The sequence below is a fragment of the Rothia mucilaginosa genome (assembly GCF_001061665.1).
Taxonomy (GTDB): Bacteria; Actinomycetota; Actinomycetes; order Actinomycetales; family Micrococcaceae; genus Rothia; species Rothia mucilaginosa_A.
In genome coordinates, this window is the sequence record NZ_JVSP01000006.1 from 95,661 (window position 1) to 109,909 (window position 14,249).

The 14,249-nt window shown below is 64.3% G+C and carries 12 protein-coding genes and 1 riboswitch; of the genes, 7 read left to right on the forward strand and 5 right to left on the reverse strand.

What is annotated here, in order from left to right:
- Positions 1–56: 56 nt before the first annotated feature.
- A complete protein-coding gene (locus ADJ95_RS04070) occupies positions 57–1,436 on the reverse strand; it encodes a glycine--tRNA ligase (protein ID WP_049332842.1) in 1,380 nt (459 codons plus the stop codon).
- Positions 1,437–1,668: 232 nt separating this feature from the next.
- Here ADJ95_RS04070 and ADJ95_RS04075 point away from each other — a divergent pair, with 232 nt between their 5' ends.
- Positions 1,669–1,884, forward strand: coding sequence for an RNA-binding S4 domain-containing protein (locus ADJ95_RS04075; protein ID WP_005508828.1), 216 nt, complete (start codon positions 1,669–1,671; stop codon positions 1,882–1,884).
- Between the two features lie 341 nt (positions 1,885–2,225).
- Here ADJ95_RS04075 and ADJ95_RS04080 read toward each other — a convergent pair whose 3' ends face one another.
- Positions 2,226–2,978, reverse strand: coding sequence for an alpha/beta hydrolase (locus ADJ95_RS04080; protein ID WP_049332844.1), 753 nt, complete (start codon positions 2,976–2,978; stop codon positions 2,226–2,228).
- 118 nt (positions 2,979–3,096) lie between these two features.
- On the opposite strand from ADJ95_RS04080, the gene ADJ95_RS04085 reads away from it, so the two are divergent.
- Positions 3,097–3,558, forward strand: a complete 462-nt coding sequence (locus tag ADJ95_RS04085; RefSeq protein ID WP_239662774.1) for a TipAS antibiotic-recognition domain-containing protein — start codon at positions 3,097–3,099, stop codon at positions 3,556–3,558.
- A gap of 129 nt (positions 3,559–3,687) precedes the next feature.
- Here ADJ95_RS04085 and ADJ95_RS04090 read toward each other — a convergent pair whose 3' ends face one another.
- The 3 genes from ADJ95_RS04090 to ADJ95_RS04100 all read right to left on the reverse strand — a co-directional run bounded on the left by ADJ95_RS04090 (position 3,688) and on the right by ADJ95_RS04100 (position 7,216).
- Positions 3,688–4,038 (reverse strand): MerR family transcriptional regulator, encoded by a 351-nt coding sequence (locus ADJ95_RS04090; RefSeq protein ID WP_049332847.1) that lies wholly within the window; start codon positions 4,036–4,038, stop codon positions 3,688–3,690.
- A gap of 346 nt (positions 4,039–4,384) precedes the next feature.
- Positions 4,385–5,689: a homoserine O-acetyltransferase MetX gene (metX, locus tag ADJ95_RS04095; protein WP_080974940.1), complete on the reverse strand. Its 1,305-nt coding sequence runs from the start codon at positions 5,687–5,689 to the stop codon at positions 4,385–4,387.
- 180 nt (positions 5,690–5,869) lie between these two features.
- Positions 5,870–7,216, reverse strand: coding sequence for a bifunctional o-acetylhomoserine/o-acetylserine sulfhydrylase (locus ADJ95_RS04100; protein ID WP_049332850.1), 1,347 nt, complete (start codon positions 7,214–7,216; stop codon positions 5,870–5,872).
- A gap of 105 nt (positions 7,217–7,321) precedes the next feature.
- Positions 7,322–7,434, reverse strand: a riboswitch (SAM riboswitch).
- Positions 7,435–7,764: 330 nt separating this feature from the next.
- Here ADJ95_RS04100 and ADJ95_RS04105 point away from each other — a divergent pair.
- From ADJ95_RS04105 to ADJ95_RS04125, 5 genes are all read left to right on the forward strand, one after another.
- On the forward strand, positions 7,765–8,751 hold the full coding sequence (locus ADJ95_RS04105) for an ABC transporter ATP-binding protein (protein WP_049332852.1): 987 nt from the start codon (positions 7,765–7,767) through the stop codon (positions 8,749–8,751).
- A complete protein-coding gene (locus ADJ95_RS04110; protein ID WP_080974941.1) occupies positions 8,748–9,608 on the forward strand; it encodes an ABC transporter permease in 861 nt (286 codons plus the stop codon). The genes ADJ95_RS04105 and ADJ95_RS04110 overlap by 4 nt, the downstream gene beginning before the upstream one ends.
- A gap of 1 nt (position 9,609) precedes the next feature.
- Positions 9,610–10,482 (forward strand): ABC transporter, encoded by an 873-nt coding sequence (locus tag ADJ95_RS09600; protein ID WP_414706036.1) that lies wholly within the window; start codon positions 9,610–9,612, stop codon positions 10,480–10,482.
- A gap of 63 nt (positions 10,483–10,545) precedes the next feature.
- Positions 10,546–11,763 (forward strand): ribosome small subunit-dependent GTPase A, encoded by a 1,218-nt coding sequence (gene rsgA, locus ADJ95_RS04120; protein WP_049332854.1) that lies wholly within the window; start codon positions 10,546–10,548, stop codon positions 11,761–11,763.
- 218 nt (positions 11,764–11,981) lie between these two features.
- Positions 11,982–14,159: a S9 family peptidase gene (locus ADJ95_RS04125; protein ID WP_049332856.1), complete on the forward strand. Its 2,178-nt coding sequence runs from the start codon at positions 11,982–11,984 to the stop codon at positions 14,157–14,159.
- Positions 14,160–14,249: the final 90 nt, after the last annotated feature.

A 14,249-nucleotide genomic window follows, 5' to 3' on the forward strand; every position in this document is an offset into this window, starting at 1 on the left:
CCCGCCGCAACGTAATGGTCAGCGGTTCGCGGGAATACTCCCGCCGCGGGCCGGTACTAGCCGGCCAGGCGTGCAGCCAGGTAAGACTTCACCTGATCCAGAGCCACACGCTCCTGGCTCATGGTGTCGCGCTCGCGAATGGTCACGGCCTGATCCTCGAGGGTGTCGAAGTCCACGGTGATGCAGAACGGGGTACCGATCTCATCCTGGCGGCGGTAACGGCGACCAATAGCGCCCGCCTCGTCGTAGTCCACGTTCCACAGGCCGCGCAGCTCCTCGGCCAGCTTGGTTGCGGGCTCGGACAGCTCAGCCTTCTTGGACAGCGGCAGCACCGCGGCCTTGACCGGTGCCAGGCGCGGGTCGAGCTTCAGCACGACGCGCTTGTCCACGCCGCCCTTGGTGTTGGGGGCTTCGTCCTCAACGTATGCGTCGACGAGGAACGCCATCATGGAACGGGTCAGACCGAAGGAGGGCTCAATCACGTAGGGCACGTAGCGTTCGCCGGTGGCCTGGTCGAAGTACTCGAGCTTGGCGTTGGAGTGCTCGTTGTGAACGCCCAGGTCGTAATCGGTGCGGTTCGCAACGCCCATCAGCTCGCCCCACTCCGAGCCCTGGAAGCCGAAGCGGTACTCGACGTCAATAGTGCCGGCCGAGTAGTGTGCACGCTCTTCCTTGGGGACGTCGAAGCGGCGCATGTTGTCCGGGTTAATGCCCAGGTCAACGAACCAGTTCCAGCAGTCCTCAACCCACTCGTTGAAGTACTTATCAGCGTCGTCCGGGTGTACGAAGTACTCGATTTCCATCTGCTCGAACTCACGAGTACGGAAGATGAAGTTACCGGGGGTGATCTCGTTACGGAAGGACTTACCGATCTGGCCGATGCCGAACGGCGGGCGCTTGCGGGAGGCGGTGACCACGTTGTTGAAGTTCACGAAAATACCCTGAGCGGTCTCGGGGCGCAGGAAGTGTAGGCCCTCCTCGTTGTCGACCGGGCCCAGGTAGGTCTTCATGAGGCCGGAGAAGTTCTGCGGCTCAGTCCACTCGCCACGGGTGCCGCAGTTCGGGCAAGCAATCTCTTCCATGCCCTCAGCCGCGCGGCCCTTCTTCGCCTCGAAGTTCTCCAGCAGGTGATCCTGGCGCAGACGCTTGTGGCAGGAGAGGCACTCGACCAGCGGGTCGGTGAAGGTCGCGACGTGGCCGGAGGCCTCCCACACCGCGCGGGGCAGGATGACGGAGGAGTCCAGGCCGACCATGTCCGCGCGGGAACGGACGAAACGCTGCCACCACTGCTGGCGGATGTTTTCCTTCAGCTCCACGCCGAGGGGACCGTAGTCCCATGCGGAGCGGGAACCGCCGTAGATTTCACCGGCCTGGAAAACAAAGCCGCGGCGCTTTGCGAGCGCAATAACGTTATCGAGGGTGGACTTTTCAGCCATAGTTACTCCTTCTGCCCCGCCACCGGCTGTGGCGTGCGTGAGTTCGGGTTGATGGGGGCGCTACCCAGAGCAGGGCGCCCGGTGTTCGCGCTCATCGGCGCAATATGCACACTTTTTGATGCAAGACACCAGGGTACCATCACCAACCCGCCCCTGGGTATGCCTACCCGACCCACCACTCCCCCATTTTTGCCGGACGCCAGGATGCACCCAGCGGGATAAACTAGAGGGCATGGAAGAAATTTTTATTCGCGACGACATGATCCGCCTCGGCCAGTTCCTCAAGCTCGCCAACCTCGTAGAGGACGGTGCGCAGGCACGCGAGGTCATTCAGCACGGCCTGGTCAAGGTCAACGGCGACATTGAAGAAGCACGCGGCAAGCAGCTGCACCCCGGAGATACCGTGACGTTCAACGGCGTGACCGTGAAAGTCGCGCACGAGGACTAACCCGACCTCTTATTCCGTTTGAGATAGGCCTTTGTGGCAAGGCTAGGAGGCTGTGCTCGTCCTCGTTCCTCTCCCCCGGCCCAAGGAAGCAGCCGGTGCGCACCTTCCTACGCTCCTACAGGGGAACCCACCCTCTCGGGCGCTCCGCTCTCTCCTTGCTTCGCTGCGGAGAGCACCCGAGAGGGTACCCTGATGTCGCTTTCGGAAGGTGCACCGGCACGCTCCGGCAGCGGGGCCGAGGGCGGGTTCCCTGTAGGAACGAGGACGATAACCGCCTTTCCAAACGGAACTACACGTAAGCCCCCGAGTCGTCAGACCCGGGGGCTTTACGTTTAGTCGATTTAGGCGTCAGAGCCTTCGGCGGTGCCGGTCGCCTCCGCGACCTTCTGCGCGCGAATACGCGGCTCCTTACCCTGCACCTTCACCTCCAGGAACTCGCCCACATGGCGAATCTCCATGGGGCCAACGCCGTGGCCGATACCGGCGTACAGCACCTTAATGCCGTCGGTGTACTTGCGGATCCAGTCGTAGGTGTAGTTCACCATCTCCTGCGGGATGACGGGGTCTTCCTGGTCACGGCCGAAGAACACCGGCAGCTGGGTTTCCTTGAGCTCCTCGTCCTTGAAGTACGGCGAATCAGAGTCCACCGCGTAGCCGGACAAACCCACCACGGCGGCAAACTCGCCGGGAGCGTGACGCACCATCGAAGTTGCAATGCCCATACCCTGCGAGAAGCCCAGCAGGGTCACCGAGGCGTAGGGCTCGCGGTTCGCGCGCACCCACTCCAGCACGTAGTCGCTCGCCTGCTCGATGGCGCGCTGGTCGGATTCGAGCTGCTGGTTCAGCGGGTACCACTGGTAGCCGATAGCGTCCGCAGCAATGTAGGCGCCGGTCGAGTCCGCGGAGAACTGGGTGCCGACCGGCTGCGGTGCACGCATGGAGGCGTAGGTGAAGCCCTCCTGCGGAAGGTGCGCCGCCAGGGACAGCAGGTCGTGCTCCTGGGAGCCGTAGCCGTGCAGCATGAGCACCAGGTGGGTGCCCGTGCGTTCGTTCTCGGGGCGGGTGTATTCGACGACGTATTTGTTTTCGCTCATGCACCCATCTTAGCGAGGACTCCCCCACAAACCTGTACCGCGGGTTCCGCCGCTAGCTTGACCCTCACCTCATGTGTGGCTCTACAGTGATAGAAGAACCAAACCTTTGGAGGACGCCATGGCACCTAAGAATAAGCAGCTCAGCGCTGCTGAGAAAGCAGAAATCATGGGCGAGGGGTTCAGCCTCGCCCACCAGCAGGAAGCGCAGGAGCGTTACGGAAACACAGCCGACTGGGCCGAATATCAGCGCCGTACCGCGACGATGAACAGTGCCGACTGGCAGAACGGCAAACAGCAGGTCGACGAGGTAGAACAGGCCCTCGCCGAGGCGTTCAACCGCGGCGTGAAGCCGGGCAGTGAGGAGGCGAACGCGCTCGCCGAGCGGCACCGCGCCTCCCTGTTCTTCTTTGAGGTCACCCCCGCCAAGCACGCTATTCTGGCCCGCGGCTACGTTGAGGATGCCCGTTTCAAGGCGCACTACGAGAAGCTCGCGACCGGGCTCGCGGAATGGTTGCGGGATGTCATCTACGAGAATGCTCGTGCGCACGGTGTAGACCCCGAGGAAGCTACCTGGGGTTAAACCTTCGGGAAAAAGATGCCCGGCAGCTAAGCGCAGGCAGCCGGGCATAAAAATACGCCCGGATCCCCCCATTCGGGGAATACCGGGCGTTCCACGCTGCGTTGGCCGTCGCTGCTAGCGGTATTCGTACTAGGCCGCATCGCCCAGTTGACGGCGATGCTCCTGAATACGGCGGTCTAGGTGCTCAAGATTCAGCTGCAATCCGAGAATTTCGTTTTCAATCTTCACTCGGGCACGTTCCATGACCTCGATGGAGAGGGCGTGGTCGTGCGGGTTGCTCAGAATAGTGCGAATGTCAGCAAGACTCATTCCAGCCTGTCGGCAAGTGGCAATAAACCGAGCCGAAGAAATGGACTCTTCGTCAAATACGCGATTTCCGTGAGCGTCTCGGGGCACCGCGATTAACCCCTCTTTTTCGTAATAACGCAGTGCGTGGGTGCTCACCCCCAACTGCTCTGCTACCTCTTGAATACTTGCCACGGATTACATGCTAGGAGGTTAGAGCGGGTCTAAAGCAAACTGAGCCGTCTTCTCTTTTCGGGCCCCAAAAAGCATGTTCCCGAGGATCTTGAGGCGGGGCACCGCGCCCCTTCCAGGGGAATATATTTGTCTGACTAGTGCAAATACTATTTCTGGTGGAACGACCGCGTGCCGCCGATCCCTCACGTAGAAGGACCGGCGGCACGCGCTCCGTCATGAACGGTGTTTTACCGATGTTCTCACCTGGTGGAAGAGCCTATGACGACACTATGAGTACCCCCGGAGTTCCCCACCAACCGCGGAAATTCCGGAAAATCCTCACCCCGCCGAGGCGTCCCTGCGGGTTCTATGCCACAGTGTGGTACAGGCTCGTAATGGATTCGAGAGCCTCGCGCTCGCGAGTCTTCTCGTCCAGAAGCTCATCCTCGGCCGTGCCCAGGGCGCAAGCCAGGATGCGTTCCACCTGCTTTGCCTCGATGAGGAAACCATCGTGGCCGTGGTTCGACTCGATGATGTTCACCTCGACCGGGTTGGGCAACGCCTCCGCCAGGCGATGCGACTCGTGCGGGAAGAACAGGCGATCGGTGTTCACCGCGGCAATCGTCCACTCGCAATCGGTGCGGGCCAGCGCCTGCGAGAGCGAGCCGCGACCGCGCGCCACATCGTGCGAGATGAGGGCCTCGTTGACGGCCAGGTAGCTGTTCGCGTCGAAGCGTTCCACCAGCTTGTTGCCGTGGTGATCCAGGTAGCTCTCGATGGCGTAGCGTCCGCGAGGCTGACCCAGCAAGCCGCCCTCAACGCTTTCTCCGCGGTTCTCCTCGCGGCCGAAGCGGTGCTCCAGCTCGGCGGGGCTGCGGTAGGTGGTGTGGGCGATGCGGCGGGCCAGGGCGAGGCCCGCGGTCGGGGCGGGGCCGTTGTAGTAGTCGCCGCCGGCAAAGTTCGCGTCGGAGCGAATCGCCAGGTTCTGCGTGTGCGCCCAGGAAATCTGCTCGGCGGTGGCCGAAGGACCGGAGGCGATGACCGCGCATCCGCGCACCAGCTCGGGGTTGGTTGCGGCCCATTCTACGGCGCGTGCGCCCCCGAGGGACCCACCAATGACGTAGCGGAAGCTCGTGATGCCCAGGGCCCGGGCCAGACGCGCCTCGGCGCGCACCGAGTCGCGGATGGTGACGAGCGGGAATCGGGATCCCCAGTGCTCGCCGGCGCCCGGGTAGCCTTCGGGAATGATGCTGGCCGGACCGGTCGAACCGTAGCAACCGCCCAGAATATTGGGGGCAACGACGAAGTATCGGTTGGTGTCGATGACCGCGCCGGGGCCTACGATGCCCTCCCACCAGCCGTCGGATTCGATAGCGCGGATGAGGGGCGCGGGCATATCCGGGGTGGGCACGCCGCGGGAGACATGCGTGTCGCCGGTGAGTGCGTGCAGGATGAGGATGGCGTTATCGCCGGTCTCGTTGAGGGTACCCCAGGTTTCGTAGCCGATGGTCACCTGCGGCAGGGTGATGCCGGATTCAAGTTCAAAATCACCGATGGCCAGCTGACGCAGGTAGCCCTGCGCCTCGGGGTGTTCGGTGCGGGTGCCCGCCACGGGAATGGGGGCGGTCACGGGCTGGGTAGTACAGGTTTCGGGGGTGGTCTGAGCGGTCATGGGTCCCTCCGGTGGGTTGTGCAGAGCTGTCCGCGGCGCGGCGGTAAGAACGCGTCGGCCAGTTAGGGGCGGCGGGTCAGAAACGGCAAAGATAACGGATGCGGGGTAATCCCCCGCGGACGGGCTGAAGGGTGCCGGGTGGCGCCTCCTCGGCCCGTCCACGAGGGCGGGCCGCCGCGTTTAGGAGAGGGTGTCGAAGCCCAGCTGCAGGTCGGCGAGAATATCGTCGATATTCTCAATGCCGACGGAGAGGCGCACGAAGTTCGGGTACACGCCAATCTTCTCCAGCTCCTCGGCGGACAGCTGGGAGTGGGTGGTAGAAGCGGGGTGAATCACGAGCGAGCGCACGTCACCGATGTTCGCCACGTTGGAGTGCAGCTTCAGGGCATCCACGAAGTCGCGGGCCTGTTCCAGGGTTGCGTCCTTGAGGGTGAAGCCGAGCACCGCGCCGGGGCCCTTGGGCAGGTACTTCTGGGCACGCTCGTACCAGGGGGAGGATTCCAGGCCGGCCCAGATGACGCGGTCAACCAGCGGGTTGGCTTCGAGCCAACGGGCGACCTTGGTGGCGTTCTCGATGTGGCGCTCGATGCGCAGGGAGAGGGTCTCCAGACCGATACCGATGTTAAAGGCGTTGGTCGGCGAGATGGCGGCGCCGGTGTCGCGCAGCAGCGAGACGCGCGCCTTCAGGATGTAGGAGAGGTTCGCACCGAAGGCGGAGTCCTTACCCAGATCGCGTGCGTAGACCAGGCCATGGTAGCCGGGGGCGGGCTGGTTGAACTTGGGGAACTTCTCGGGGTCTGCGCCGTAGTCGAAGTTACCGGAGTCAACGATCACGCCGCCGATAGAGGTGCCGTGACCGCCCAGGTACTTGGTGGCGGAGTGGACGACCACGTCCGCGCCGTGCTCGATGGGGCGCAGCAGGTAGGGGGTGGGTACGGTGTTGTCCACGATCAGGGGCACGCCGTTTTCGTGGGCGATCTTGGCGATGGGCTCAATGTCGAGCACGTCGTTGCGGGGGTTGGGCACGGACTCGCCGTAGAACAGCTTGGTGTTGGGGCGAACCGCGGCGCGCCACTCGTCGAGGTTGTCGGGGTCCTCAACGAAGGTGGTTTCGATGCCGAGATCGGCGAGGGTGTACTTGAGCAGGTTGTAGGTGCCGCCGTACACGGAGGGCGAGGCGACAACGTGGTCACCGGCGCCGGCAATGTTTAGGATTGCGTAGGTGATAGCTGCCTGACCGGATGCCAGCAGCAGCGCGCCAACGCCGCCTTCGAGGGAGGCGATGCGGTTCTCGATGACTTCCTGGGTGGGGTTGGTCATGCGGGTGTAGATGGGGCCCAGCTCGGCGAGGGCGAAGCGGTTCGCTGCCTGCTCGGCGCTGTCAAAGACGAAGGAAGTGGTCTGGTAGATGGGTAGTGCCCGAGCTCCCGTTGCGGCATCCGGTGCCTGTCCCGCGTGAATCTGGCGGGTTTCGAACTTCCAACCGGCGGGGTTGGCGGGAGTCGGGACGGTAGTGTTGTTGCTCATGCGTGGCTCTCCTAAGGGGATAGTTAGGGGGCCGCATGCCGATTGGTACAGGAATCGTCGTTGAGTTGTCCTGTCACGATTGATGTACCGAATTCGGTCACATCGGTCCCGCGCTTGCGTCACGCTTGTGCGTGCCGCCCGGTCTTCACCCAGGGCACCCCACCGCGGAGGAGGGTTGCCGGCCAGCTAGCTGGGGCTTGTCGCTGGCGCTCTTGACCTGTCATTAGGGTGTCATAATCGGTTGCGCGGGGTCAAGAGTTTTAGGGGTGCACGGCACTTTAAGACGTTTCATTGCAAACATGACGTTTTTTAACGCCCGTAACAAAAAACCGCCTGCAACAAAACGTTAGTGACGATGCCTGGGCAATCCGAGGGCGAGGCAATCGAGATGCGGAGGTACCCCCTAGTAACCCCCATCACTTTTACCTGGGGTTTTTCGGTACACTGGGACTACGCATACACTCGTGCGGGGCTTCGCGCACGTCGCCTACCCCTCGCATACCCTTCCGGCGCAGAAGCCGGAAAACCGACCTCTAAGGTTACCCACCATGTCTCTCGTTCTCGATGCGGCGCAGCTTAGCCGCATCTTTGGCACAGGCGAACGCGCCTTCACCGCCGTCGACCGCGTGTCCCTTCGCATCAGCTCCGGCGAGATCCACGCCCTCCTCGGCCCCAACGGCGCGGGCAAAACAACCACCGTGCAGATGTGCTCGACCCTGCTCACCCCCACCAGCGGCACCCTCACCGTGAACGGCATCGACGCCATCGCCCACCCGCAGCGGGCACGCCGTCACGTGGGTCTCGCACTCGGCGGGGATAGCGGCTTCTACCCGCGCGCCAGCGCCCGCGACAACCTGCTCTTCTTCGCCGATGTTGCGGGGGTTTCCGGGCGGAGCCGGCGGCGCGAGGTGGACCACGCCCTAGCCCGCGTGGAACTCACCGATGCGGCGGCGCGACCCTTTCAAGAGTTTTCCCGCGGCATGAAGCAGCGCCTGCACATCGCTCGCGCGCTGCTCGGCTCCCCCGCCCTGCTCCTGCTGGACGAGCCGACCAACGGGCTCGACCCCGATATCGCCCTGACCGTGCGAACCCTCATCCGCTCCCTCGCGGAAGACGGCGCCGCCGTTCTGCTGACGAGCCACCTGCTCGGCGAAATCGAGGACCTGGCGCACACCATCACCGTGTTAGGCGCCGGTTCCGTCGCCGTGAGCGGCAGCCTCGAAGACATCGCCGCGCACGCAGGTATTGCCGCCACGACCGTGGTACAGGTCGAGGCCACCGCCACCGAGGGGCTTGATACGCTCCGCGGATTCCTCGGCGAGCGGGCTGCGGTGCTCTTCGCCCCGCGCGGTTCCGGCTGGGAGCTCACCCTCTACTGGCACGGCGAGCGCACCACGTTCGAGGCGGGAGAGGCGCACCGCATCCTGGCGGAGGGGCTCGCCGCCTCGAACATTGGGGCGAGGACCGAGCCCTACACACGCCCGGCAACCCTGGAAGAGGCATACCTGGCGATGGCGGAGGGGCTCAAGCGATGAACGCGAAGACGCGACGCTCGGAAGAGTCCCAGCAGCAGGACCGGCAGTACGACCTGATGCAGGAGTGCGCCCGCCAGCTGCGGCTCATGGGATTTAGCCTGCGCCAGTTCCTGACGGTCCCGTACTTTATTCAGCTGCTTATCAGCACGGTGCTCGGGTCGGTCATCCTCCAGGCACTCGCCGTGCACGCGGCGGCGCAGAGCTCCGAGGGTCACTCCGTTGACCCGACCCTCGCGTGGACCCGCGCGGGCATCATGGGCATGTGGTCGGTCTGCATCGTGTCTGCGGGCATCATCAATTTTGAGCGTTTCCGCGGGACCCTCGTGTACCTGTGTTCCGGGTCCATTTCTCCGGTGCGGGTGCTGGCGGCTATCGTTTCGAGCGCCTCCATCGTGGGTCTGGCGGCTCTACCTCTGTCGTGGGCGGTTTGGGCTCTCGTAACGCTCAATCCGCAGGTTACGGACTTTTCTGCCCTCTGGCCGCGCTATGTTCTGGGCGTTCCCCTGCTGTGGGTTGCATGCCTGTCGGTCACGTTCATGATTGCGGTGTTTTTCGTGGCGACGCCAAACGCTATCGCCTACGAGGAGCTGCTCCTCGTGCCGGTGTTTATTCTCTCCGGGGTTCTTTTCACGATGGTTGAGGCGCCCACCTGGCTGGATGCCGCGGGTGTGCTTATTCCCCTGCAGGCGCCGGTGCACCTCCTACTTGGGCGTACCGCCATCACTACCCCGGCGGATGCACTGCTACCCGTAATTCAGACCCTGGTCGTGAGCTTCATCTGGGCGGCGTGTGCCTTCCTTTTTGCGCGGAAGGCTCTCGCCTCCGCCCGTCGTCGCGGCACCCTGGGGGCGATGTAGCGTGCGTGTTCTCTCTACTGATTCCCTACCCGGGGTGGTGCGCCGGGCACTGTCTACCGCCTCTATTGGCTGGTCGTCGTCCATTACCTTCGCAACCCTCGGAACGGCCATCACTACCCTGGTGCTCGTGCCGGGCCTCAACGTGCTTTTCACGGTGCTTCTGGGCGCCGATCTTGCCGCAAACGATACGGTACGCATCGGCTGCGCGACCGCCCTGATTGCCACCCTCAGCTCGGTGGCAGCCGGTATTGTCGCGCGCGTCGCCACCGACCGTTGGATTGGTGTCTTCGAGTACGTGTGCACGGCACGAGCGGTGGATGCGGGCTACTGGCTGGGTGCGGCGGCGGTGCCCGCGCTGTTGGCCTCCGTGACGGGTCTGAGCAATGTGGGCATCGTGTGGTTGCTCTCCCTCACGTCGCCCCCTACCGGGGCGGCTTCGGGGCTTCTGCTCGGCGCCATTGCGCTGATGCCGGTTGCGGTTCTGGGCGGGGTCTGCCTGGGCATTTTTGCCGCCGGGCTGGGCCTGTACCTGTCGGATCCGTACACGGGGTCCAATTTTCTGTCCATTATTCTGCCGGTCAGCGCGGGTGTGATCGTTCCGGTGAGCACCTATCCGGCGTGGCTTGCGTGGGTGTGTTCCTGGGTTCCCGGCTCCCGGCTGGTGCAGGCTCTAGATACCTCTGGCGGTATCGCGGGCGGCGCCGCACCGGATCTGTTCGCGCTCCTGGCGGTAGACACGGCACTGGCGGGACTCTACGCCGCGGCGGGGNGGGGCTTACGCTCCTCGCCGCCCGCCGCATCCGTGCCGGCGCCCGCGCCTCACTGCTATAGCACTGCTATAGGGTATGAAACCCAAAAAGAACGAACCTTTTAAGTGCCCGTGCCCGCTACCGGGCGCCGCAAACAACCGGGCGCCGCAACCAAGAAAGAAACTCCCGTGACTACTCCTCCCGCCGTGTACACGCTCGAGGCCCTCGGCTTCGACCCCTCCTGGCAGGGCGCGGCAATTCGCGCCGCGTTCACCCTCGACGGCACCCTTGATGATTTCACCCTCGCCCGCGTCAGCGCCGTGCACCGCACCCGCTGCGAGCTGCTGACCTGCGAGCGGGGCGAGCTCGTGAAGCTTTCCGCTCCCCTGCGTCCGGTTGAAAACGACTACGGCGAAGAAGAGTACCCCGTCGTGGGCGACTGGGTGCTCGCCCAGCCCATCCCCGGAACCGGCGGTGAAACCCACCCCGCAGAGCATAAGCCCCTCGCGATTCTGCCCCGGCGAAGCTACCTCACCCGCCCCAGCGCCACCCGAGAATCCGCGGATCAGCCCGTCGCCGCCAACGTGGATATGCTCTGCATCGTTGAGCCGTGCTTCCCCGAGCCGTCCATCGGGCGCGTTGAACGCTACACCGCCCTGGCGCACGCTTCCGGGGTGCAGGTCGCGCTGATTCTCACCAAGGGTGACCTAGTGACGGCTGAACAGCTCGCCGGCTACGAGGAATCCCTCGCGGGCGGCGTGGATGCGGTACTCACCGTCTGCACGGATAACGGCTACGACCCCGCACCGGTTGCGGAGCTCGTCGCCGGGCGTACCGCCGCGTTCCTGGGCCGCAGCGGCGCCGGAAAATCCACCCTCGTCAACGCCCTGCTCAACCCCGGAGCCGACCCCCGCGAAGACGCCGCAGAAAACCGGGTGCAGGCGACCTCCGCGGTTCGCGATGCCGACGGCAAGGGGCGCCACACCACCACCAGCCGCCAAATGATTGTTCTGCCCGGTGCTGGAGAATCCGGCGCAGAAGGCTCCGGCGCAGAGCCCTCACTCGGCACGGTGCTCATTGACACCCCGGGCGTGCGAGCGCTCGCCGCCACGAGCGATAGCGCCGCGATTGACGAAACCTTCGAGGACGTCTCCAGCTACGCTTCCGCCTGCCGGTACAGGGACTGTTCCCACGGCTCCGAACCCGGATGCGCGGTGCAGCAGGCCCTCGCCGACGGCACCCTCGACCCCGAACGCTTCGAACGCTACCGCAGGATGATGGCCGAATCCGCGCGCCTGCGCCTGCGCTCCCAGGAACGCGAATACCGGCAGAGCAACCGCGCCTTCACGAAGGCGAACAAGGCGGGCCGCCGCACCCTCATGTCCATTAAGGGGCGCGCCAACTAGCCGCCGGACGCACCCGTTCCGGCGGGGCTTCCACTAGCTGAGCCGGGCGGCTCCGCGCGGACCGCAATACAGTAGCCTCCCTCACTCTTCGATACACTAGAACTAGGCGTGCCCACAGTCCCCCCGCGCACCCTCACCGCCGCCCGGCGGCACAGGAACGCGGGCGCAGACGGCACACACCATTCACAAACCCATAACTCAATGAAAGAGGTGGCAGCATGGCTGAACAGAACCTCACCCCGCCCGTACCGAAGAAGGTCGAGCACCGCCGCGAACACCACGGCGACGTCTTCATCGACCCGTACGAATGGCTCCGCGACAAGGAAAGCGAAGAGGTCCTCGACTACCTCAAGGCAGAAGCCGAGTACACCGAAGCTGTCACCGCAGACCAGCAGCCCCTCCGCGAGTCCATCTTCAACGAGATTAAGGACCGCACCCTCCTCGCCGATTTGACCGTTCCGAACCGCATCGGCGACTGGTGGTACTACAGCCGTATGGTGCCCGGCGGCCAGTACCCCGTCTTCTACCGCTACCCCGCCCTCAACGAGGGCGACGAGGTTGTGCGCTACACCCCGCCGACCGTCAAGCCCGGCGAGCCGCTCGAGGGCGAAATCGTCATCCTGGACTGCAACGAGTACGCCAAGGATATGGAGTTCTTCTCCCTCGGCAGCTTCCAGCCCTCCCGCAGCGGCAAGTTGCTGAGCATCTCCGTGGACGAGAAGGGCGACGAACGCTACGAGCAGCGCTTCCTCAACATGGAAACCGGCTCCTTCCTCGAGGACACCATCCCCAACATCACGGCCGGTTCCTTCTTCATCAACCACGCAGAGCAGCTCGTCTACATGGTCCCCGACGACTCCTGGCGCCCCTGGCGCGTGTACGTGCACGACGTCGGCCAGGGCACCGAAGACCACCTCATCTACGAAGAGCCCGATAACACCATGTGGCTCGGCGCCGCCATGAGCTCCGACCGTTCCTCCGTGGTGCTCACCAGCTCGAACTCCGAGTACACTGAGGTGCGCATCGTACCGACCCGCGACCCGAAGGGCGAGCCGACCCTGCTCATCCCCAAGAGCGCAGGCATCGAATACTACGCCGAGCCGCTCAACATTGCCGGCGAGCAGCACCTGCTGATTCAGCACGACTACAATGCGTTGAACTCCGAGCTGGTCCTCGCAGACATGCCGCGCGAAGGTGAAAGCCTCGAAGAGTACGCGCAGCGTTGGGTACCCGTCATCCGCCACAGCGAACACGTGCGTCTGGAAGGCTTCACCTTCACCGCAACACACCTGGTCGTCACCGCCCGCGCGGACACCACCACCCGCATCTTCCTCGCACCGCGTGAGCAGCTGCCCATCCAGTGGCGCCGCCGCCGCCCCGCCGGCGTGACCTTCATGGAACCGGCCGGCTTCGACGAGGAACTGTACACCGCCTCCGTGCTGCGTGCGGAGAACTACTCCCCCGTGCTGCGCATCGCCTACACCTCGTACCTGACGCCGCGCCGCGTCTACGACTACTTCCCCATGTCGCAGACCCTGTTGCTGCGCCGCGAAACCCCTGTGCTCGGCGGCTACAACCGCGAGGACTACCGCGCTTACCGCGACTGGGCACCGGCGGCGGACGGCACGCTCATCCCGATCTCGGTGATTCACCGCGCCGACCTGGACATGAGCAAGCCGCACCCGGTCATCCAGTACGGTTACGGCTCGTACGAGTCGTCCATGGACCCGATGTTCTCCATCCCGATGCTGTCAATCCTGGACCGCGGCGTCATCTACGTCATCGCGCACATTCGCGGCGGCGGCGAGATGGGACGCTCCTGGTACCAGAACGGCAAGAAGCTCGCGAAGAAGAACACCTTCACCGACTTCGTGGACGTCACCAGCTACATTGCGGCTAAACCCTGGGCGGATGAGGCGCATATCGGCTGCTACGGCGGTAGCGCCGGCGGCCTGCTCATGGGCGCCGTCGTGAACCTCGCCCCCGAAAAGTACGCCGCCTGCCTGGCCGCCGTGCCGTTCGTGGATGCGCTGACCACCATCCTCGACCCTGAGCTGCCGCTCTCTGCCCTCGAGTGGGAAGAGTGGGGCAACCCGATTGAGGACCCGGAAGTGTACGCCTACATGAAGTCCTACACCCCGTACGAGAACATCCGCCCGGTCCGTTACCCGGCCATTGCTGCGGTGACGAGCCTGCACGACACCCGCGTGCTCTACGTGGAACCCGCCAAGTGGATTGCGGCGCTGCGCGAGCAGATTGACCCGTCCTCGCCGGTACCGCTGCTGAAGATTGATATGTCGGGCGGTCACGGTGGTGGTTCCGGCAGGTATACACGTTGGCGTGAGATTGCGTGGGATTACGCGTTCCTGCTGACTCACCTCGGCGTCACTGAGTAGGCTAAGGCACGCCAACCGCGTATACCCTTCCGCATGCAGATTTGGTGCCTCGCGCGCTCGGAATCTGCATGCTCCAGTGCGTTGGCGCGA